Source organism: Clostridium tunisiense TJ, from assembly GCF_000300195.1.
Taxonomy (GTDB): domain Bacteria; phylum Bacillota; class Clostridia; order Clostridiales; family Clostridiaceae; genus Clostridium_J; species Clostridium_J tunisiense.
Window position 1 is genome coordinate 421,645 of record NZ_AMQH01000012.1, and the last position, 22,588, is coordinate 444,232.

The 22,588-nt window shown below is 30.6% G+C and carries 18 protein-coding genes; 12 read left to right on the top strand and 6 right to left on the bottom strand.

The features are described from left to right. The first annotated feature begins 251 nt into the window (after positions 1-251). On the top strand, positions 252-1,112 hold the full coding sequence (locus tag C661_RS0113910; protein ID WP_017415948.1) for a GNAT family N-acetyltransferase: 861 nt from the start codon (positions 252-254) through the stop codon (positions 1,110-1,112). A 143-nt stretch (positions 1,113-1,255) separates the two neighbouring features. Here the strand turns inward: C661_RS0113910 and C661_RS0113915 are convergent, their stop codons facing one another. Together C661_RS0113915 and C661_RS24000 are read right to left on the bottom strand one after the other, a co-directional pair. After that, entirely contained in the window at positions 1,256-2,452 is a 1,197-nt protein-coding gene (locus tag C661_RS0113915; RefSeq protein WP_017415949.1) for a pyridoxal phosphate-dependent aminotransferase, read from the bottom strand. Positions 2,453-2,465: 13 nt separating this feature from the next. Then, positions 2,466-2,633: a hypothetical protein gene (locus C661_RS24000; protein WP_017415950.1), complete on the bottom strand. Its 168-nt coding sequence runs from the start codon at positions 2,631-2,633 to the stop codon at positions 2,466-2,468. 475 nt (positions 2,634-3,108) lie between these two features. Here C661_RS24000 and miaB point away from each other — a divergent pair, with 475 nt between their 5' ends. The 6 genes from miaB to C661_RS0113950 all read left to right on the top strand — a co-directional run bounded on the left by miaB (position 3,109) and on the right by C661_RS0113950 (position 11,945). After that, positions 3,109-4,434 carry a tRNA (N6-isopentenyl adenosine(37)-C2)-methylthiotransferase MiaB gene (gene miaB, locus C661_RS0113925; protein ID WP_017415951.1) on the top strand — a complete coding sequence of 442 codons (1,326 nt, stop codon included), beginning with the start codon at positions 3,109-3,111 and terminating at the stop codon, positions 4,432-4,434. 151 nt (positions 4,435-4,585) lie between these two features. After that, a complete protein-coding gene (gene mutS, locus C661_RS0113930) occupies positions 4,586-7,324 on the top strand; it encodes a DNA mismatch repair protein MutS (protein WP_017415952.1) in 2,739 nt (912 codons plus the stop codon). Between the two features lie 32 nt (positions 7,325-7,356). Then, entirely contained in the window at positions 7,357-9,237 is a 1,881-nt protein-coding gene (gene mutL, locus C661_RS0113935) for a DNA mismatch repair endonuclease MutL (protein WP_017415953.1), read from the top strand. A gap of 19 nt (positions 9,238-9,256) precedes the next feature. Continuing rightward, positions 9,257-10,204, top strand: coding sequence for a tRNA (adenosine(37)-N6)-dimethylallyltransferase MiaA (gene miaA / locus C661_RS0113940; RefSeq protein WP_017415954.1), 948 nt, complete (start codon positions 9,257-9,259; stop codon positions 10,202-10,204). A gap of 56 nt (positions 10,205-10,260) precedes the next feature. Continuing rightward, the gene (hfq, locus tag C661_RS0113945; protein ID WP_017415955.1) at positions 10,261-10,521 is read left to right on the top strand and encodes an RNA chaperone Hfq; all 261 of its coding nucleotides are present in this window, start codon (positions 10,261-10,263) and stop codon (positions 10,519-10,521) included. Positions 10,522-10,658: 137 nt separating this feature from the next. After that, complete coding sequence (locus tag C661_RS0113950) at positions 10,659-11,945, top strand: methionine gamma-lyase family protein (protein ID WP_017415956.1); 1,287 nt, start codon at positions 10,659-10,661, stop codon at positions 11,943-11,945. 48 nt (positions 11,946-11,993) lie between these two features. On the opposite strand, the gene lexA is transcribed toward C661_RS0113950, so the two are convergent. Continuing rightward, entirely contained in the window at positions 11,994-12,602 is a 609-nt protein-coding gene (gene lexA, locus C661_RS0113955) for a transcriptional repressor LexA (protein ID WP_017415957.1), read from the bottom strand. 195 nt (positions 12,603-12,797) lie between these two features. Between lexA and C661_RS0113960 the strand changes: the two genes are divergently transcribed. The 3 genes from C661_RS0113960 (at position 12,798) to argS (ending at position 18,316) form a co-directional block, all read left to right on the top strand. Continuing rightward, complete coding sequence (locus tag C661_RS0113960; RefSeq protein WP_017415958.1) at positions 12,798-14,138, top strand: DEAD/DEAH box helicase; 1,341 nt, start codon at positions 12,798-12,800, stop codon at positions 14,136-14,138. Between the two features lie 171 nt (positions 14,139-14,309). Continuing rightward, the gene (locus tag C661_RS0113965; RefSeq protein WP_017415959.1) at positions 14,310-15,926 is read left to right on the top strand and encodes an ABC-F family ATP-binding cassette domain-containing protein; all 1,617 of its coding nucleotides are present in this window, start codon (positions 14,310-14,312) and stop codon (positions 15,924-15,926) included. Between the two features lie 698 nt (positions 15,927-16,624). After that, positions 16,625-18,316: an arginine--tRNA ligase gene (gene argS, locus C661_RS0113970; RefSeq protein WP_017415960.1), complete on the top strand. Its 1,692-nt coding sequence runs from the start codon at positions 16,625-16,627 to the stop codon at positions 18,314-18,316. 58 nt (positions 18,317-18,374) lie between these two features. Here argS and C661_RS23185 read toward each other — a convergent pair whose 3' ends face one another. The 3 genes from C661_RS23185 to C661_RS0113985 form a co-directional block, all read right to left on the bottom strand. After that, complete coding sequence (locus C661_RS23185) at positions 18,375-18,512, bottom strand: FeoB-associated Cys-rich membrane protein (RefSeq protein ID WP_017415961.1); 138 nt, start codon at positions 18,510-18,512, stop codon at positions 18,375-18,377. 75 nt (positions 18,513-18,587) lie between these two features. Then, positions 18,588-20,363, bottom strand: a complete 1,776-nt coding sequence (gene feoB, locus C661_RS0113980) for a ferrous iron transport protein B (protein ID WP_017415962.1) — start codon at positions 20,361-20,363, stop codon at positions 18,588-18,590. Between the two features lie 2 nt (positions 20,364-20,365). Continuing rightward, complete coding sequence (locus C661_RS0113985; RefSeq protein ID WP_017415963.1) at positions 20,366-20,593, bottom strand: FeoA family protein; 228 nt, start codon at positions 20,591-20,593, stop codon at positions 20,366-20,368. A gap of 699 nt (positions 20,594-21,292) precedes the next feature. Between C661_RS0113985 and C661_RS21995 the strand changes: the two genes are divergently transcribed. After that, a complete protein-coding gene (locus tag C661_RS21995) occupies positions 21,293-22,006 on the top strand; it encodes a ribonuclease H-like domain-containing protein (protein ID WP_017415964.1) in 714 nt (237 codons plus the stop codon). Between the two features lie 156 nt (positions 22,007-22,162). Next, positions 22,163-22,588 (top strand): hypothetical protein, encoded by a 426-nt coding sequence (locus tag C661_RS0113995; RefSeq protein WP_017415965.1) that lies wholly within the window; start codon positions 22,163-22,165, stop codon positions 22,586-22,588.

Here is a 22,588-nt window from a genome sequence, read left to right on the forward strand (position 1 = left end):
ATCGCTAGTTATTTAAAAGAGCCTGTGAACACACGCATTTGTTCTTGAGTTTAAATAAGTTATTTTCATATTAAAGCTTAGAATCATAAGTCTATTAAGATAAAGTAGGTATTAAATAGGTGATGGTAGGTTATTAGCTTTAAACCTTCTAAGAATAAGATTTTAAACCAGACACATATAATATGGTTATTTTTTACATAACTGTAGTATAATATATATAGACTAAAATATTTATTTGATAAGAGGAATCTATGTATAAGTTGGAAGGTTTAAATAATATAAATATGAATTTAATAGAAAATCTTCAGGTTTATGATGAATATAGGTGGAAATATAATTTAGTTCGTCTTTTTAACTCTAATAATCTATTAAAAAGATTAATGCTTTGGAAAAATATTAAATTCTTAAAAGTGGAAAATGAATATGTGGGTTTTATATGGTTTGATAAATTAGATAGAAATAGGTACAAAATAAATTCCATTAAAGTAATGAATAACTATAATACTGCAGAGTATTATAATATGCTTCTAAGTGTTATTAAAAGAAAATCTATCATAACTTATAATTGTGCCAGTTCAGAAATTGAGTACTATGTTTTAAGAAATCTAGGCTTTGAGCAAAGAAAAACAATAATAGAGATGAAAACACAGTTAAATGGTTTATACGACTTAGAAGCTGATCCAAAAACTTCATTTTTCACATTTTCAAAAAATAAGGATGAAAGATTACGATGCGTAGTTCAAAATAAAGTGTTTTCTGACCTAAGCAGGTATCCTATTAATGAAGGAGATATATATTTTGAAGAAAATCAAAAGTATTATATTGATGATGGTTGTATTTTCATAAAATATGAAGAAAAGGTTATTGGCTATGGACAAATTATAGTAGATAATTGCAAGGCTTATATAGTAAATTTTGGAATACTAAAAGAATATAGAGGTAAGGGGTTTGGAAAAACTCTTTTAAAGTATCTCCTAAATCTCTCTTATAATCAGAACTACAAGGAAATATACTTAAAATGCAATGAAAATAACATAATAGCTTTAGAATTATATAAGTCAATGGGGTTTGTTAAAAATCAAACTATATATGAACTTTATAAAATAAATTAATTTAAAAACATTACTTTCATAGGTTATTATGTATCCAATTTTAATCTTATGAAACTTTTTAACAAGCTAGTGATTACTTTAACAAAAGCAACTTGATATTTGAGATTAAAAGAAATAGCAAGGTTTTTTCCTTGCTATTTCTTTTATTTATGAAGTTCCATATATTTTTGTAAACCTATAGCTAAAGTATCCATAGCATCTGCTAGTGCTTCAGTGTTTAAGCAGTAGGAAAGTCTTATTTCATCGGTGCCCAAACCTTCTGTAGCATAGAAACCTTCTGCTGGAGCAAACATAACAGTTTTATTATTGTGGCTAAAATCCGTTAGCATCCATTTAGCAAAGTCTTCTCCATTAGTTATAGGAAGTTTAGCCACCACATAGAAGGCTCCAGTTGGTTTTTTACAAACAACTCCTGGAATTTTTGAAAGTTTTTCATATAGTATGTTTCTTCTGGCCTCATATTCAGCTAAAACTTTTTCAAAGTATTCTTTAGGAGTGTTTATCAAATTAGCTGCTGCCAATTGTTCAATTGTTGGCACGCATAATCTTGTTTGACATATTTTCATGATTTGAGCAATTAATTCTTTATTTTTTGAGGCTACTAAACCAACTCTAGCACCACAAGCACTATATCTTTTAGAAATACTATCAATTAAGATTACTCTGTCCTCAATATCTTTCATGTAAAGTGCTGAAGTGTAAGTTAATCCATCATAAACAAACTCTCTATAAACCTCATCAGCGATTAAATATAAATCATGATCTTTACAAATGTCAGCAACCATTCTAATTTCTTCCTTAGTGTAAACAACTCCAGTTGGGTTACCTGGATTGGAAATCATAAGGGCTCTTGTTTTATCAGTGATTTTGCTTACGATAACTTCTTTAGTAGGTAAATGAAAGCCTTCTTCAGCTTTAGTGATAAAAGGTACAACTTTTGCACCAACTGTGTGAGCAAACCCAACATAATTTGTGTAAAAGGGCTCAGGGATTATTATTTCATCTTCAATATCACAAATAGCAGTAAGTGCAAGAGAAATTGCTTCTGACCCTCCATTAGTGATAATAAGTTCATCTTTTTCAAAATTTATGTCCCATTCTTTATAATATTTTATAAAGCTTTCAATTGTTTCATCTAATCCTTGGGACTGAGCATACTTTAATACTGCATCCTTGTAGTTAGCAACACCTTCCATAAACTGAGCAGGAGTTTCGATGTCCGGCTGACCTATATTTAAGTGGTAAACATGGATACCTTTTTTCTTTGCTGCATCCCCATAGGGTGCAAGTTTGCGAATTGGTGAGTATTCCATTGATAAAATTCTGTTTGAAAATTTCATTGTGATAATCCTCCTATGAATTGCTATTGAAGTCCTGTATTAAGTTTTCTATAGGAACTACGGATGACTTAGTGCCCATAGAAATGGTGTTTTCTATATTAGTAAAATAGCTACGATCTTTGATACAATCTCCTTTTAGGCATTCATTTGCATCTAATTTTCCTTTTTTAGCATCATACATAGAAAAACCTCCTCTTTTTTTATATTTTTACCTTAAAGAATAGGTTTTATGTGATGATTCCACAGTGTAATAAAATATTCATGTTATTTTCACAGTTAGGTACCTTCAAAAAATAAGTAAGTCAGTATCCTCGTCCATTTTGTGTTATACTACGTCAGCATAACACTTAGATAGCTCTGCTATCTGCGGAACCTGATTCCTTGCTTGTAAACTCAAAATATACTTCGAATCTTTGACTTATTATTTATTTTCAGATACCTTATGCTAGGTGAATAATGCACAAAGGTTTTAAAAAGTAAAATATAGTTTTATTTTAGGTAAATTATATTTTAAGTTATAAAAGAATTTCTGAAATTGTGTCTAAATTACAAGAAAATGAAAAAATCCTGTGAAAAAACAAAAAAAACTTTGAATATTGTCCAATATTATATATAATAAATAGATGGTTATAATTAAAATGGAGGAGGAACTGCTAATGAAAAAAGATTTAAAGTACTATATAGAAACTTGGGGTTGCCAAATGAATGAAGAAGATTCGGAAAAACTTTCAGGCGGTTTAAAGCCATTAGGATATAAGAGAACAACTTCTAAAGAAGATGCAGATATAATAATTTTTAATACATGTTGTGTTAGAGAAAATGCAGAGCAAAAGGTTGAAGGAAATGTTGGAGCATTAAAAAAGCTTAAAAAGGAAAGACCAGAAGTTGTTATTGCAATTACAGGTTGCATGATGCAACAAGAAGGTATGGCTGAAAACATAATATCTAAGTTCCCTTTTGTAGATATTATTATAGGAACTCATAACGCTTATAAGTTCACTGAGTATTTAACTAAAGCTTTAGGCGGAGAAAGACCTATTGTTGAGGTTTGGGATAAGGAAGCTGATATTATTGAGGGAGCTGTGATTGATAGAGCCAGCACCATTAAAGGCTTTGTTACAATCATGTATGGATGTAACAACTTCTGTACTTATTGCATAGTTCCACATGTTAGAGGAAGAGAAAGAAGCAGAAAACCAGAAGAAATTATAAAAGAAATAGAAGACATGGTTGCTGATGGTTATAAGGAAGTAACTTTACTTGGACAAAATGTTAACTCCTATGGTAAAGGCTTGGAACCTTCTATAGATTTTGCACAGCTTCTAAGAAGAATTAATGAAATTCAAGGAATCGAAAGAGTGAGATTTATGACGTCTCATCCTAAGGATTTAAGCGATGATGTAATAAAGGCTGTTGCTGAATGTGATAAGCTTTGTGAATCAATTCACTTGCCAGTACAATCTGGTTCCTCAAGACTTTTAAAGAAGATGAATAGACATTATGATAGAGAACAATACCTAGAATCAATCAAGAAAATTAAAGCTGCTATTCCAAATGTAGCTTTAACTACTGATATAATTGTAGGGTTCCCAGGAGAAACAGAGGAGGATTTTGCGGATACTTTAAGCTTAATAAAGGAAGTGGAATATGATTCTGCCTTCACTTTCCTATATTCTAAGAGAAAAGGTACCCCAGCAGATTTAATGCTTGACCAAGTCAGTGAAAGTGTTAAAAAAGAAAGATTTAATAGACTAGTTGAAGCAGTGAATGAGATTTGTGCAAAGAAAAACAAAGAGTATGATGGCAAAACAGTAGAAGTACTTGTTGAAGGAATAAGCAAAAGTGACGAAGCTAAGCTTACAGGAAGAACTAGAACAGGAAAACTAGTTAATTTTAATGGAGATAAAGCTTCCATTGGAAATTTAGTTAATGTTAAAATTACTAAAGCTCAGTCCTTTTCACTTATAGGTGAGCAAGTTTAGCTATATAATAAGGTGGTAAGTATACCCTTCATAATGTAGCTAATAAAAGAAAATTTATTAGCCTAGTAAAATAAAAAACAGTATAAAAAAGCGACTTTGTCGCTTTTTTTATAAAGCAAACTAGTCTATATTTATATAAAGGAGAGATAACATGGCTTTAACTCCTATGATGCAACAATATTTAGAGGTTAAAGAAAAGTGTAAAGATTGCATTTTGTTCTTTAGATTGGGTGACTTTTATGAAATGTTCTTTGAAGATGCAAAGGTTGCCTCAAGAGAATTAGAACTTACTTTAACAGGTAGAGATTGTGGTTTAGAAAATAGAGCACCTATGTGTGGAATTCCTTTTCATGCTGCTGAGGGCTACATATCAAAACTCATCACTAAAGGCTACAAGGTTGCTATTTGTGAACAGGTTGAAGATCCAGCAACTGCAAAAGGAATAGTAAAAAGAGATATAATAAGAATTGTTACACCAGGTACATATACTGAAGGTAGTTTCTTACAAGAAACTAAAAACAACTATATAATGTCACTATTTATAAGTGATGATAATAAGGTAGGCATATGCTTTTGTGATATTTCTACTGGGGAATTTTATTGCAGTGAAACAAACTTTGAAGAGAATATTATTATTGATGAAGTTTGTAAGTTTGAGCCTAAAGAAATTTTAATTCCTCACAATTTTAATAGTAGTATTGCTGAAACTATAGAAGAAAGATTTTCAATTTCTCTTTCCAAGTTTCAAAGTGAGGAGTTTAACTCAAGCATTGACAATCTAAAACTTCAGTTTAAAAACTTTGAGAATATAAATTTAGGAGTACCAGCTATTAAAGCTTGTAACGGCTTGTTAAATTATATTTTAGAAACTCAGAAGATTCCTTTAACACATATTGATGAAATTGAATTATATAATATTTTTGATTACTTGACTATTGATATAAATTCTAAGAGAAACTTAGAAATAACTGAAAGTTTAAGAGAAAAATCTAAAAAGGGAACCTTACTTTGGATTTTAGACAAAACAAATACCTCCATGGGAGCTAGAAGGCTGAAAAATTGGATAGAGAAGCCTCTAGTAATGAAGGAAGAAATAGAGCATAGACAAGAGGCTATTGAGGAATTAGTTAATGATATGCCCCTTTTAGAAGATTTAAAAGAAGTTTTAAAACAAATATATGATATTGAGAGACTTGTAGGGAAGATAAGCTCAAAAAGTATCAATGCAAAAGAGTTAGTGGCTTTAAAGCAATCTGTAGGTAAGATACCATCAGTAAAAGAGCTTTTAAGTTCTACAAATTGCAAATTGTTAAAAAATATTCATAGTACCTTAGATGATTTACAAGATGTATATGAGTTACTTGAAACTTCAATTTTAGAAAATCCAGCACTTTCTGTTAAGGAAGGAAACATCATTAAAGATGGGTATAATAAAGAAGTAGATGATTTACGTGTGGCTAAAACAAATGGGAAGCAGTGGATAGCAGCTCTTGAAAATAGTGAAAGAATTGCCACGGGTATTAAATCTTTAAAGGTAAGCTATAACAAAGTCTTTGGATATTTTATTGAAATAACTAAAGCGAATCTTTCTTCTGTTCCAGAAGGAAAATATATTAGAAAACAAACCTTATCCAATGCAGAAAGATTTATAACTCCAGAGTTAAAAGAAATGGAGGATAAAATTTTAGGTGCAGAAGATAAATTAATGGCTCTTGAGTACGATTTGTTTGTAAAAATAAGAGAGAGTGTTGAACTACAAAATCATAGAATGAAAACTACAGCAAAACTAATATCTGAACTAGATTGTTTGTATTCATTAGCTTTAATATCAAAGGAAAACAACTATTGTAAACCTAAGATTAATAATGAGGGAATAATCTCAGTAGAAGGGGGAAGGCACCCTGTAGTTGAGAAAATGCTTCCTGTAAATACTTTTGTAGATAATGATATTGCTTTAGATACTAAGGATAATCAGTTAATTTTAATAACTGGGCCCAACATGGCTGGTAAATCCACTTATATGAGACAGGTTGCATTAATAACTATTATGGCTCAAATAGGTTCTTTTGTTCCAGCAAAATCTGCTAATATATCTATCTGTGATAAAATCTTTACAAGAATCGGAGCATCGGATGATTTGGCTGGTGGCAAAAGTACTTTCATGGTGGAGATGTGGGAAGTTTCAAATATCTTAAAGAATGCTACCACAAGAAGCTTAGTGCTTTTAGATGAAGTTGGTAGAGGAACAAGTACCTATGATGGTCTTAGTATTGCATGGTCAGTAATAGAGTATATTTGTAAAACATCCTCAATAAGATGTAAAACCCTATTTGCTACTCATTATCATGAACTAACAAAACTAGAGGGAGAAATCTCAGGGGTTAAGAATTATTCCATTGCAGTAAAAAAAGTGGATAATAGTATTGTGTTCTTAAGAAAGATTGTAAGAGGAGGAGCAGATGAGTCCTATGGTATTGAAGTTGGAAAGTTAGCAGGACTTCCAATGGAGGTAATTCATAGAGCTAGAGAAATTCTGTTAACTCTTGAGGAAAATAATAAGGAAACTCCAAGTAGTACTATTAATAAACCGTCAAATCAGAAAGAATTATTAGCTGGGGTTAATACCCAAGAGGCAACAACTTATAGCTTAAGCAATAATTTTAATATGGATTCTAGTAAGAAAAATAATAAAGATAGTGCACCTGTAGAGAAAGAAGTAGCAACTACACTTATAAAAGAAGAAAAAATAGAGCTAGTTCAAATTGGCTTTGAAGATATTGCTACAAAAAATTTACTTGAAGAAATAAAAGCTGTTGATGTATTAAATATGACACCAATGGAAGGTTTTAATAAATTATATGAACTAATTAATAAGGCTAAAAAAATTTAGCCTTATAATCCTTTATAAAAGGAAGTGGGTTTATGAAACGTATTAACTTATTATCACAGGATACTGCAAATAAAATAGCTGCTGGTGAGGTAGTTGAACGTGCAAGCTCCGTTGTGAAAGAATTAGTGGAAAATAGTATTGATGCCAATGGTAAAAATATAATCATAGAGATTGAAGATAGTGGAACTAGCCTTATTAGAATAAGTGATGATGGTGATGGAATTCATCCTGAAGATATGGAAAAGGCATTTATGCCCCACGGGACCAGCAAGATAAGTGACATTGAAGAAATCTTTGCTATAAATACCTTTGGTTTTAGAGGAGAGGCTCTAGCCAGTATTGCTGCTATTTCCAAGGTTAGAATTGTATCAAAAACTGAAGAGTTTCAATATGGAAAAGAAATGTATCTAGAGGGTGGAGAAATTAAGTCTATAAAAGATATAGGGGCTAATATTGGTACTACTATTGAAATAAGAAATCTATTTTATAATGTACCAGCAAGGCAAAAATTCCTAAAATCTCCTCAAAGAGAAAATAGTATAATAAATGATTTAGTTTTAAGACTAGCCTTAGGAAACCACGGGGTAACCTTTAAATTATATAGTAATGGGAAAGAGGTTTTTGCAAGTCTTGGCACACAAAATTCCAAGGACACAATTAGAGCTGTATACGGAAAAGAAGTATACAATAACATAATTCCCTTTGAAAATCATAGCGATATAATATCAGTTTATGGGTTTATTGGTAATAGGGAAATAAGCCGAGGTAGTAGAAATAGACAAAGTATTTTTGTTAACAAGAGACTAATAAAGAGTAGTTTAATTACTGCTGCTGTTGAAAATGCTTTTAAGTCCTTTATAACAGTTAATAAATTTCCATTCTTTCTTGTTTATATTGATATATTCCCAGATTATATTGATCCTAATGTTCATCCCACTAAAGCTGAAATCAAGTTCTTTGATGAAAAAGCTGTATTTAAGTTAGTATTTGATGGAGTTCACAAGGCCTTGAGGGAAAGCTTAAGAAATAGCTTTGATATTGAAGAAGACATCTATACAGATAGGAATCCTAAGGAAGAGGTTGAGCAAATTTCTGCTGTAGAGTTTCCTATAGACTTTGAACCTATTAATAAAAATACCTTTGCCATAAATAATGAGTTAAAAGATAAGGTCACAGAAAAGGTAATCTATAAAGAAGCTTCAGAAACCTCTAGCTATGAAGAGGAAGTTCCTCAAAGCAGAAGTATAGAAATATATGAAAAGCCTAATGGAAATACAGAGTATGACAAGGAAATAAAAGTCCAGCAAGAGGTGAAGGAAGTAAAAATCCCTAAGTTTCCTAGCCTTAGATTAATTGGGCAATTTAATAGTACCTATATTCTTGGTGAATATGGAGATGAACTTTACCTAGTAGATCAGCATGCAGCTCATGAAAAGATACTTTTTGAAAAATATAGAGAAGCTATAATGAAGCTACAAGTAGTAAGTCAAATATTACTTACTCCCTTAGTTATAGAATTAGGCTTTGAAGATTATGGTTACTATGTAGAAAATAAGGATGTATTCACTTCCTGTGGTTTTTCTATTGAGGATTTTGGGGGAAATTCAGTATCTATAAGAGAAGTTCCAATGCTCTTGGGAAAACCTGATGTTAAAGGTCTATTTTATGATATTATTGAAAACCTTAAAGTTCTAGGCACAGGAAGAACTGTAGATGTAAAATACGACAAGATTGCATCCCTTGCTTGTAAAGCAGCTGTAAAGGCAAATAATAGGCTTTCAGATAAGGAAATGGAGACTTTAATAGAAGAATTAAGATATATTAATGAGCCTTTTACTTGTCCTCATGGAAGACCTACTATAATTAAAATAGGGTTGCAAGAATTAGAGAAAAGATTTAAAAGAATACAATAAGGCAAGGTGAGGTAGTTTTATGATAGATATTTTTATTTTAGCTGGTCCTACAGCGGTGGGAAAAACCAATATTTCAATTAATCTAGCTAAAAAGCTTAAGGGAGAGATAATATCAGCGGATTCCATGCAAATTTATAAAAAAATGGATATTGGTTCTGCCAAGATTTCAGAAGAGGAAATGCAGGGAATACCTCATCATATGATTAATGTTGTGGATCCTAAGGAAGATTTTAGCGTAGCTATGTTTAAGGAAAAAGCAGAGAGAGACATAGAAAACATAAAAAGTAGAGGAAATCTTCCAATGATAGTTGGGGGAACAGGATTTTATATCAATTCTCTAATTTACAATTATAATTTTGCTAATACAAATAGAGATGAAGAGTATAGAAAACACCTTGAAACTCTTGCAGAAGAAAAAGGGAACATCTATGTACATAATCTTCTTAAGGATATAGATTTAGATAGCTATAATAAGCTATATCCTAATGATTTAAAAAGGGTCATAAGGGCTTTAGAGGTTTACAAGGTTACGGGAAAGCCAATATCACAATTTGCAAAGGAAGAAGATTTGTATAACATTCCTTATAATGTTCACTATTATGTACTTAACATGAATCGTGAGGAGCTATATGATAGAATTAATAAAAGAGTAGATATCATGTTAGAAAAAGGTTTAATAGAGGAGGTTATAAGATTGCAAAAAGAAGGATATACTTCTGATATGCAATCTATGAAGGGTATAGGGTATAAAGAGATACTATATTATTTAGATGGGCAAATTTCTTTGGAAAAATCTATAGAGATGATAAAACAATTTAGTAGAAATTATGCTAAGAGGCAGCTTACTTGGTTTAGAAAAGATCCTAGAGTAAAATGGGTAAATAAAGATGAATTTTCAGATGAAGATGCTATTGTAGACTTTATATATAATGATTTTCTGGAAAATATACAAATAATTTCAAAATAAAGAGGATTTTTTCATCATCTATAGAATAATTTCATTATAGTTTTGGAGGTGCGGGTATGAGTAAATCTACAAATAATTTACAAGATATTTTCTTAAATGGTGCTAGAAAAAATAAAATTCCTGTTACAATTCATTTAACTAATGGTTTTCAAATTAAAGGTACTGTATCAGGCTTTGACAGTTTTACAGTAGTTTTAAATGTTGCTTCTAATGGAGACGGAAGACAACAAATGCTTATTTATAAGCATGCAGTTTCTACTATTACACCATTAAAACCAATACTATTCAATAACACAAATGAGCAAAGTGAAGAATAAGCTTAAATAAAAAATACACCTTTTGGTGTATTTTTTATTGTTTATATAAATTAACTTTTAAGTTTTCCTTTATAATTTGATTAATGTACTGTAATATGATAGTATATTTAAGAAATTCTACAAAAGGAGTAAGTGAAATGTTAAGTTTAACTAAAGAGTTTTTATTAAAAGAATATAAGATAAATGATAATATACTAAAGTTGTATGAAAGAGCTATAGAAGATGTACAAGAGCAATTCAATAAATTGGATAGTATTAGAGAATATAACCAATTAAAAGTATTAAGTGCTTTTCAACAAGAAAGAATCAGTGATATGCACTTTACTAATTCTACTGGTTATGGTTATGGGGATATAGGAAGAGATGCTTTAGATAAGGTGTATGCAAGAATTTTTCATGCAGAAGCCGCTTTAGTTAGGCCCCATTTTGTTAATGGAACTCATGCTATCGGAGCTGCACTTTTTGGAAATTTAAGACCAAACGATACTATGTTAAGTGTGTGTGGTACTCCTTATGATACCCTTCATAACATAATTGGTATTAGTGGAAATACCAACATTGGTTCTCTTAAGGAATATGGAGTAAACTATAGACAAATTGAATTAGATGAGAAGCAAAGAGTTAATATAGAGTTAATGAAGGAAATTTTAAGAGAAGATAAAAGTATAAAGTTAGTACATATTCAAAGATCTACTGGTTATGGATGGAGAAAATCTCTTCTAGTAGAGGACATAGAACCAATTATTAAAGCTGTAAAGAGCATAAATGAAAATATAATTTGTTTTGTTGATAATTGTTATGGTGAATTTATAGAAACTATTGAACCAACTGATGTTGGAGCAGATTTAATTGCTGGTTCCTTGATTAAAAATATTGGAGGAGGAATAGCTCCAACTGGAGGATATATTGCAGGAAAAGAACAGTATGTAACTCAAGCCTCCTATAGACTTACTATACCTGGAATTGGAGGGGAGTGCGGCTCTACCTTTGGTGTAATGAGAACTTTTTATCAGGGGTTATTTCTTGCACCTCATGTTGCAATTGAAGCAGTAAAAGGAGCCATATTCTGCGCAAGAATAATGGAACTTGCAGGCTTTGAAGTGTTACCTAAACATGATGATAGAAGAAGTGACATTATACAAGCTATTAAATTCAATGATAAAGAAAAACTTATCAAGTTTTGCAAGGGAATTCAAGCAGGTTCTCCAATTGATTCCTTTGTAGAGTGTGAACCATGGGATATGCCAGGATATAATGATCAAGTTATAATGGCAGCTGGGGCTTTTATTCAAGGATCCTCTATAGAACTTTCAGCAGATGCACCTATAAGAGAACCTTATATTGCTTACCTTCAGGGAGGTTTAACTTTCGATCATGCTAAGATTGGAATTTTAATTTCTCTTTCAAAAGTGCTAAATGGATAATTAATAATAAACAGGGTATAGAAAAATAAGAAGCTATATAATAGCTTCTTAATATTTTCTATATAACCCTGCAAGTTTTCCAAGAATTTTGCAATCCTTAACTAAAATAGGAGTCATAGAAGAATTTTCAGGTTGTAATCGTATGTATCCATCTTCCTTAAAAAATCTTTTTATAGTAGCTTCATTTTCAATCAGCGCAACTACAATGTCTCCATTAGAAGCAGTAGAGGTTTTTTCAATAATTGCTAAATCACCATCAAAGATACCTGCCTCAATCATGCTTTCACCAGAAACCTTTAACATATAAAGTTCAGCAGTGCTTTTTACAAAGTTAAGAGGTAGGGTAAAAAAATCTTCGATGGACTCTTGTGCAAGTATTGGCTCCCCAGCTGTAATTTTTCCTACTATAGGGATATCTACCATTTCCTTTTTTATTGGAGATTCCATAAGAATTTCAATTGCTCTTGGCTTAGTTGGATCTCTTCTAATAAGACCTTTTTTTTCCAATCTGGAAAGATGGCCATGAACGGTAGAAGTAGAACTTAAATTAACAGCTTCGCAAATTTCTCTAACAGAAGGAGGATATCCCTTTAAGGAAACTTGTTGCTTAATGAATTCATATATTTCGCTTTGTTTATTACTTTTTATTTCAATCATGAAAACACCTCTCATTCGAATAAATTATACCATATTTTATGGTTGATATCAAACTAATGTTCTTCTATACTTATAATTATTGACAATATATTGAACAAAATACTTACTTAATAAAACTATTAAAAATTGCAAATAATTTTCTTATAAAGCACTTAAAGATAATTTTATTAAAATATAAAATTTGGAGATGATAAGATGACCAGTTTTTTGGACTTAAAAATAAATAATGAAATAGTTAAAGCCCTTGAGAAACAAAATATTAAAATACCAACTAAAATTCAAAACTCTGCTATACCATTAGTTCTTGAAGGGGCCGATATTATCGGAGAATCAGAAACAGGAAGTGGTAAAACTTTAGCATACCTTCTACCACTGATGGAAAAGGTAGACTATGAAAAAAGAGAAAATCAAATTATTGTGTTGACCCCAACCCATGAACTAGCTATTCAAGTAAATAAAGTTATAGAAACTATTAGAGATAATTCTAAACTCAATCTAACTTCAGCAGTAATAATTGGAAACGTAAATATTAAAAGACAAGTTGAGAATCTTAAAGAAAAACCTCAATTTATAATTGGTTCACCAGGAAGAATTTTGGAACTAATTAAGCTAAAAAAAATATCTGCTCATACTGTTAAAACTATTGTAATAGATGAATGTGATAGATTACTTGATGAAAACAATTATGAAACCATTAAAGCTGTGATAAAAACTACCTTGAAGGAAAGACAACTTTTAATGTTTTCCGCTACAGTTACTGAGGAAGTAATTGTAAAGGGAAAAGAGTTAATGAAAGAACCTAAAATTATTAAAGAAAAAATAGCTTCTGCAGTAAATGAAAATATAAATCATATTTTTATGGTCTGTGACAGAAGAGATAAAGTATTACTTTTAAGAAAACTTATGGCTGCACTAAAACCTAAAAAGGCAATAGCTTTTATTAATAAAACTGATGAAATTGAGATTTTATCTGGAAAACTTAAATATCATGGCTTAAAAGCCGATGGAATCCATGGATCCTTTGTAAAAAATGAAAGAAAAAAGGTTATGGAAGATTTTAAGAGTGGGAAAATAAATCTATTAGTGGCATCAGATTTAGCAGCTAGAGGTCTTGATATTGAAGGGGTTACTCATATTTTCAATATAGATATACCTGAGGATCCTAGAGATTATTTACATAGGAGTGGAAGGACAGGAAGAGTTAAGAATAAAGGCAGGGCTATTTCAATTGTTACAGAAAAAGAAATACCTACAATTAAAGGTTTTGAAAACAAATTTAATATTAAAATTAATTATAAAGAGCTTTTTTATGGAAAATTATTCGATGGTGAATATAAAGCTGGCGATAGCTCAATGCCTAAGTCTACAGATTACAAAAAAAACTCTATCAAAAGTAGTTCTAATGAAGAAAGAAAAAAAACTGGGAATTTTGAAGAGGGTAAAGAGAGAAAAAGTACTAGACCAGCATATGCTGAAAATAGGAAAGATAATAGAAAGACCAACACTAATTTTCAAAAGAAACCTAAAAAGTCATAGTAAAATAAAAGTTTCTTAAAATATTTATGATTTATAATTTTTAAGATTATTATAGTAAAATATAAAGTTTTATGTTATAATAAGAACTATGTGTTCAACTAAAGAGATATATAAAGGTTTTACCTGTTAATAAAAGGTAAAACTTTTTTCTTGATATATGGAGGGAAAAAAATGATAAGTACAACAGGCGTAAGTTTAAGATATGGTGCACGTAAGCTTTTTGAAGATGTTAATATTAAGTTTACAGAAGGAAATTGTTATGGACTAATAGGTGCAAATGGAGCAGGAAAATCGACTTTCTTAAAGATATTATCTGGAGAAATCGAGGCTAATACTGGTGATGTATCTATAACACCAGGACAAAGACTTGCAGTTTTAAAGCAAGATCACTTTCAATTTGATGAAGAAGAAGTTTTAAGAACAGTAATGATGGGGCACTCAAGATTAATTGAAATTATGGATGAGAAAGAAGCCTTATATGCAAAGGAAGATTTTAGTGACGAAGATGGAATAAAAGCTTCTGAACTAGAGGGGGAATTTGCAGAACTTAATGGTTGGGAAGCTGAAAGTGAAGCTGCAACTTTATTAATGGGCTTAGGAATAACTGAAGATTTACACAGTAAAAAAATGAAGGATTTAAATGGTTCAGAAAAAGTTAAGGTGCTTTTAGCTCAAGCTTTATTTGGACATCCAGATATTCTGTTACTAGACGAGCCAACTAACCACTTAGATATAAAATCTATAACATGGCTTGAAAACTTCCTAATGGACTTCGAAGGAACAGTTATTGTAGTATCCCATGATAGACACTTTTTAAATAAAGTATGTACCCATATGGCGGATGTAGACTTTAGTAAAATCCAACTATATGTAGGTAACTATGATTTCTGGTATGAATCTAGCCAATTAGCACTTCAAATGGCTAAGGATCAAAATAAGAAAAAAGAAGAAAAAATAAAAGATTTACAAGCCTTTATCGCAAGATTTAGTTCCAATGCCTCTAAGGCAAAACAAGCAACTAGTAGGAAAAAGCAACTTGATAAATTAACACTTGACGACATAAAACCTTCTTCAAGAAGATATCCTTTCGTAGGCTTTAAGCCAGAAAGAGAAGCAGGAAATGATTTACTTACAGTTGAGAACTTATCTAAAACTATTGAAGGCGTTAAGATTTTAGATGGAGTGAGCTTTAGAGTAAACAAGGGAGATAAAATTGCATTCTTAGGTGATGGTATTGCAAAAACTACTTTATTCAAGATACTTATGGGAGAAATGGAACCAGACAGCGGTAGTTTTAAGTGGGGAATAACAACTTCACAAGCTTACTTCCCACAAGACAACTCTCAATATTTTAATGATTGTGATATGAATTTAGTTGACTGGTTAAGACAATTCTCTGAGGAGAAAGCAGAAAGCTTTGTTAGAGGATTTTTAGGTAGAATGTTATTCTCAGGAGAAGAGGCTTTAAAACAAGCGTCTGTTCTTTCAGGGGGAGAGAAGGTTCGTTGTATGTTATCTAAAATGATGTTAAGTAGTGCTAACGTACTTATTCTAGATGAACCTACAAACCACTTAGACCTTGAGTCTATTACAGCAGTAAACAATGGTCTTATTAGCTTTACAGGAACAGTTTTATTTACTTCTCATGACCATCAGTTTATACAAACTATTGCTAATAGAGTTATAGAATTAACACCAAATGGTATTATGGATAGAGCTATCACTTATGATGAATACTTAGAGAGCGATGAGATTCAAAAACAAGTTCAAGAAATGTATAAGCTATAATAAAAATTTCATTCCCTTAAAACTGCTTATTATAAATTAATAATCATTGTTGACAAGGTCTCAAATCAGATTTATAATACAACTTATAAATATAAACAAATTAATTATAAAAATTCAATGAAAAGGACAGTACTTTCTTATAAGTTTTAAAGCGAGCAGGGGTAGAGTGGAAGCCTTGTAGAACGTAAGAAGCTAATGTGGCGACACAGTAGTATTGTATGATAGGTTTAAAACTTATCTACATAGGAAGAGAACCTTGGAGAAGCTGCCTGAAACAGCATTACTTTAGTAGGGTAAGTCGCAGTTATGCGTTAAAGTTTTGAGTGGACTTAGAAGTCAACAAGAGTGGTACCGCGGATATACCCGTCTCTATTTTAGAGACGGGTTTTTTATTTTTTGTAATGTAAAAAGCTATTTAGATTAATTAAAAATACTAAAAAATGAACAAGTTCATTTTGTTGAGCTGCTGTGTAAGAAGGTTTAGACTAAACAAATTCTATTTATTAAAACAAAGGTATCTTTGCGAAGAAACAGCGTTTGTTACACCAACGCAACTTGTCTAGGCGGAGCAACTGCCACTTAAAGAAGAGGGCAGACTTGAAGTTCCTAAAAGTTTGTTAAATCAAAGCAAATCCAGGGATAACAAAAATAGCTTGTCTATAGGATTATATATTAAATATTGAAGGGAGATTTTAATAATGGATTACAAAAATCATATTGCTTTAAAGTTAAGTGAATATATAGAAATGGATGTAGATAGCATTGAAAGATTAATTGAAATTCCGCCAAGAACGGAGATGGGAGACTTTGCTTTCCCTTGCTTTCAGTTAGCAAAGATAATGAGGAAAGCACCAAATAGCATTGCTATAGAATTAAAAGAAAAGTTCCCAAGAGAAGGTTTTGAAAAAGTGGAAACTTTTGGGCCATATCTGAACTTTTTCGTAGATAAATCAGTGTTCATTGGGGCAACTATTGAAAAGATTTTAAAAGATGGGGATAGCTACGGTAGAACAAATGTAGGTGAAGGGAAAAATGTAATAGTAGAATATTCTTCGCCTAATATTGCTAAACCCTTTCATGTAGGACATTTATTTACCACTGTAATTGGTAATTCTTTATATAAAATATTTAAATTTCAAGGTTATAATGCTATAGGAATAAATCACTTAGGTGATTGGGGAACACAGTTTGGAAAATTAATCTCAGCTTATAAAAGATGGGGTAAGGAAGATGCACTTCAAAAGGAACCTATAACTGAACTTTTAAGAATATATGTTAAGTTTCACGATGAAGCAGAAAATAACCCAGAACTTGAAGATGAAGGCAGAATGTACTTTAAAAAATTAGAGGATGGAGATAAAGAAGCTGTAGAACTTTGGAATAGATTTAGAGAGCTAAGTTTGAAGGAATTTAGTAGCCTCTACAAAACTTTAAATGTTGAATTTGATTCCTATGCAGGGGAAAGTTTTTATAGTGATAAAATGGATGAGGTAGTTAAGGAAATTGAAGATAAGGGGTTACTCGTTGAAAGTAATGGTGCCAAGGTAGTAATGCTGGAGGAATACAACATGCCACCATGTATTATTAAAAAGGCTGATGGAGCAACTATTTATGCTACTCGTGACTTAGCTGCTGCCTTTTATAGAAAGAAAACCTATGATTTCTATAAGAATATATATGTGGTTGGAAAAGATCAAACCTTGCATTTTAAGCAGGTGTTCACTACTATAAAACTAATGGGCCATAAGTGGGCAGAACACTGTAATCATGTTGACTTTGGACTTGTAAGATTTGCTGATAAAAAGTTATCTACAAGAAAGGGCGATGTTATATTACTAGATGATCTACTAAATGAGGCAGTGGCAAAAACTTTAGATACAATTAATGAAAAAAATCCTTCCTTAGAAAATAAGGAAGAGGTTGCAAAAAAAGTAGGTATTGGGGCAATAATTTTTGCTTACTTAAAGAACAACAGAGAAAAGGATATTGTATTTGATTGGAAGGAGATGCTTAGCTTCGAAGGAGAAACAGGTCCTTATGTTCAATACACCTATGCAAGGGGGAAAAGTATCCTAAGAAAAGTAGAGGACAGTAGTGAGGCGGTTAATTATAGCATGCTTTCTTCAAAGGAGGAATTCGAGTTGGTTAAAGAACTTCAGGGCTTCCAGGGGGCTATAGAAGCTGCTGTTGATAAGTTGCAACCAAGCATGGTTACAAGATATGTTATTGAGGTTGCTAAAGCTTTTAATAAATTCTATAATGCTCATAACATTTTAAGTTCTGAAGATAAGGATATTAAAAATGCTAGAATTAATCTAGTAAAAGCAACGCTACAAGTAATTGAAAATGGTTTAAAACTAATTGGTCTTGATGTAGTTGAAAAGATGTAATAAATGAAAGCTAAAAACAATTTCAAATTAAAAGTAAAAGAGATTAAAAGTATAACTTTTAATCTCTTTCATCGTATTTAGGGCATTTAGAATTACAACTTCCACATTCGCATTTCCCTTGAGCTTTTCTTTTTAAGTTTCTATAAAGAATTACTCCAGCAGAAGCTAGAATTATTGCAGTTATAATTATTTCCATAATCAATCACTCCTTTAAAAGAATGAACTAAGTTTAAGCATAAATGAATTATTTTTAATTATTATGCACAAATAACTAGAGAATTATCTGAGCTACATTATAAACTAAGAAAGCAACTATCCATGCTACAATAAACTGATATACTACTGAGAATAATGCAAATTTACCGCCAAACTCTTTTTTCATTGTAGCAATTACAGATACACATGGAGTGTAAAGTAAAGTGAATACTAAAAAAGATAATCCCGTAATAGTGGTAAAGTTAGCAGCAATTTGTGCTACTAAATCTCCAGTGTACAGAACTCCCAAAGTACCAACAACTACTTCTTTTGCCATAAGTCCTGTTAAAAGTGCCACGGAGTTTTCCCAAGAAGCAAAACCAAGTGGAGTAAAAATAGGATTTATGAATCTACCTATAGAAGATAAAAAGCTAGTATTAATATCAGTCATTCCACCCATGTTAAAGTTTGAAAGGAACCAAACTATTACAGAAATAGAGAAAATTAAAGTTCCAGCTTTTTTAAGGAACCCTTTTCCTTTTTCCCAAGTATGGATTAATAGATTTTTTAATTCGGGTAACTTATACTCAGGCAATTCTATTATAAAAGGCTCTTCATCCTTCTTGAATAGAGTATTTTTAAATATAAGAGCAATAATAAATGCAACTGAGATTCCAAGTAGATATAGCCCTAAGATAACTAAAGCTTCGTTAGCAGTAAAAAGAGCTGCTGTGAACAGTCCATATACAGGCAATCTTGCATTGCAGGACATAAATGGAACTATTAAAGAAGTTAATTTTCTATCTTTTTCACTTTCTAAAGTTCTTGCTGCCATGATTCCTGGAACAGAGCAACCAAATCCCATGATAAGAGGAATAAATGCTTTCCCAGATAACCCTAACTTTCTCATTAATTTATCCATTATAAAAGCAGCTCTTGCCATATAACCACTATCCTCAAGGAAAGTTATTCCTAAAAATAAGGCAAGAATTATAGGAAGGAAAACTATAACAGAACCAACTCCACCAATTATTCCATCTATAATTAATGATTGAAACCAAGCACTAGAATTTGCAAGGGGTATTTGTATCCAAGAAACTAAAGTCCCACCTACAAAGCCATCGAGAACCTCTTGAAGAGGACCACCAACCCATTCGAAGGTAAATTTGAAAATTAAAAATAAAAGTCCTAAGAAAATAGGGTATGCAAGAAATTTATTAAGTACTAGTTTATCAATCTTTTCTGTAGTAGTAATAGTATTATCTTTTTTACCTACTATTGAGGTCTTTAATAAGTTCTCTATGTAAGCATAGGTTTCTTTTTCATTCATCTTTAAAAAGTTGTGCTTTTTATTTATAGATAAGTCCAAGCTATTATAATCATTTTTCCCAATAAAGTTTTTTAGAGCTTCTATTCCAGTTCCTTTAGAAGCTGAAATCGGCATAATGGTAACTCCAAGCTCTTTTGAAAGCTTTTGAAAATTAATGTCTATGCCTTTGGCCTTTGCAACGTCTATCATATTAACTATTAGTAGAATAGGTTTATTAAACTGAGTAAGCTGAGAAGTTAAATATAAATTTCTTTCAAGTTTTGAACCATCTACAATATTTACAATTAAATCTACATTACCATCAGTTAAAAATTCTTTTGAAACCTTCTCTTCGTTTGAAAAAGTGTCCATGGCATAAATTCCAGGAAGGTCAACAATTTTTATATCCTTACCAAGGTAACCTTCTTTTTTTTCTACTGTAACTCCAGCCCAGTTTCCTACATATTGGTTAGAACCAGTTAAGGCATTAAAAAGGGTTGTTTTGCCCACATTAGGATTACCTAATAATGCTATTGTCTTCATCCTTAAACGGCCTCCATTATGTGAATATTTTTAGCGTCTTTTTTTCTTATAGCTAAATCTGTACCTCTTAAGTTTATTATTATTGGATCACCAAGAGGGGCTGCTTTCTTTACAAGTATTTCAGTACCTTCTATAAAACCTAAAGCTAAAAGTCTTTTAGCTAATTTTTCATCACAATTTAGATATTTAATATACCCTTTCATACCAGGTTTCAAGTCGAATATGCTCATGAAATTCACTCCTTATTGATAATTATTATCAATATTATTATAAAGCTATTGAGAATAGTTGTCAATAGTACAATATTATTATTTTCAAGAGAGGATATAAATCATTTATCTGCAATATAGTTTTTAATTTAATCCTTTAAAATTATTTTAAATAGATTAATAATAATTCTTAAAAATGGTAATATAATTATTATATATGACTAAGAAAAGCTATAAATAATTTCAGGTGGTTTTGCATAAAATTTTGTAGTTATAGTAATTGTATTTAAATAATTCTATAATTCTTAATAGGTGTAACTGTAAGGGTTTATAAAGGATTTTTAGTGAAGAATTAAACTTGTTCATTTTAAAATCCTAATACAACTGCCATAATTTTATGAGTAATTATAGCTTTTAAATTAATTCCTTATATAGAAAATAGGTGTTAAAATGTGGTATAGTATTATTATGCTTTGCAGTTTGAGGTTTGGGAATTTGTCTATACTATTAATTTGAGTATATTTAGGGTCCTACAAAGTTACTACATCAGAAGTACTCCTATTTATAAAGTAATAACCTGTATTTATGAACTTTCCTTATTGGAACATATATATTTTACTTTCAAAAAAAATTTATCTACATTAAAGAAAGATTTAAGCTAATATATAATTCCTCTTAGTACATTAAGCATAGACATTTAATTTAGAAAAGAGTGATATAGTGATAATTAAAGAAGAAACTATTAAGGTAGAAGCATTTCAGTTAGAAAATAGCTTAGACATCGGAGGGAATAAAGAACTGTTCAAGGATGCTATATTTTTTGATTTGGAACATTATGTATACAAAAAGCCTATTTGTATAGGGGTTTTTGGGGCAGGTTACTATGACTATAACGCAAATGAGCTGAAAATAACTCAGTACATGTTAGAAAATAAATACGAATTAAAAAAAATGTTGACAATGGCTAAAGAATATTTTGAAAAAATGAAAGCTGTTCATAATAAGAAATCTATTGTAACCTTTTCAGGAAATAATGATTTTATTGTAATTAACTATTTACTGAATAAACATAACATTGGATATAAAATTAGTGATAACTTCCAACAAATTGACTTGCAAAAGAAGTATGAGCAGGAAATGGGTACTTCTATTGGCTTAAAAAACTTAGAAAATGTTTTTGGCATAACAAGAGAAAGCGAGCTAATAAGTGGATCTAATCTAGCAAAAACCTTTGGTAAAATCATGAAGGATGATGAGTATTTTTCCAGAATGCCTTTAGAGAAAAAAGAGAAAATTTTGCTATATAACATGCAAGATGTTGTAAGTTTATTCTATATATACGTTAATTGGAAGAACCATGTAGTGAAACCAGTTCAAGTAGAAGAAACCCAACCAGAAACAAATAATATTTCAATTACAAATAATTTTAATTGATTTGAACTAGATTATAAGTCTAGTTCAAATTTTTTTGTCTAATTCTGTGCTTATTTCATAGTTTATATAGGTAATATAATAGAAATTATATTAATAACATATTATTAATATAATAATCATAGAAATTTTTTATTAAAATATGAGGGGGTTATTTCAATGGATTTAAAAGTTTTTACAGAGGAAAGTAACGAGGAAAACAGTGATTTAACTAATGCCTATGAAAAAATGAGAGTATCATCATTAACAGTGGATAATAAAAATGAAAATATAAACTGTAGTGATTTCAATAGAACTGAGTCAATAGCCCCAGTTATAAAAAGTTATGTTCATTTAGTTGAAGAAGGAAATAAAATTAGGGAATATAAACTTAACTTTAAAGGTACAAATGGTAGGGAGTTTAGGGTATACGAGGTTGAGAATTTAGTTATTGGAAGACCTGTTGAATACCTTTACAAAACTACTATTTTTAATATTATAAGAAATAAACTTACAGAGGCCATGGGAAAAGAACTAACCTTTGAAAAAGAAGTTATAATGGAGAATTATATGAATCAACTGAATCAAATATTGAAGAATAGTTGA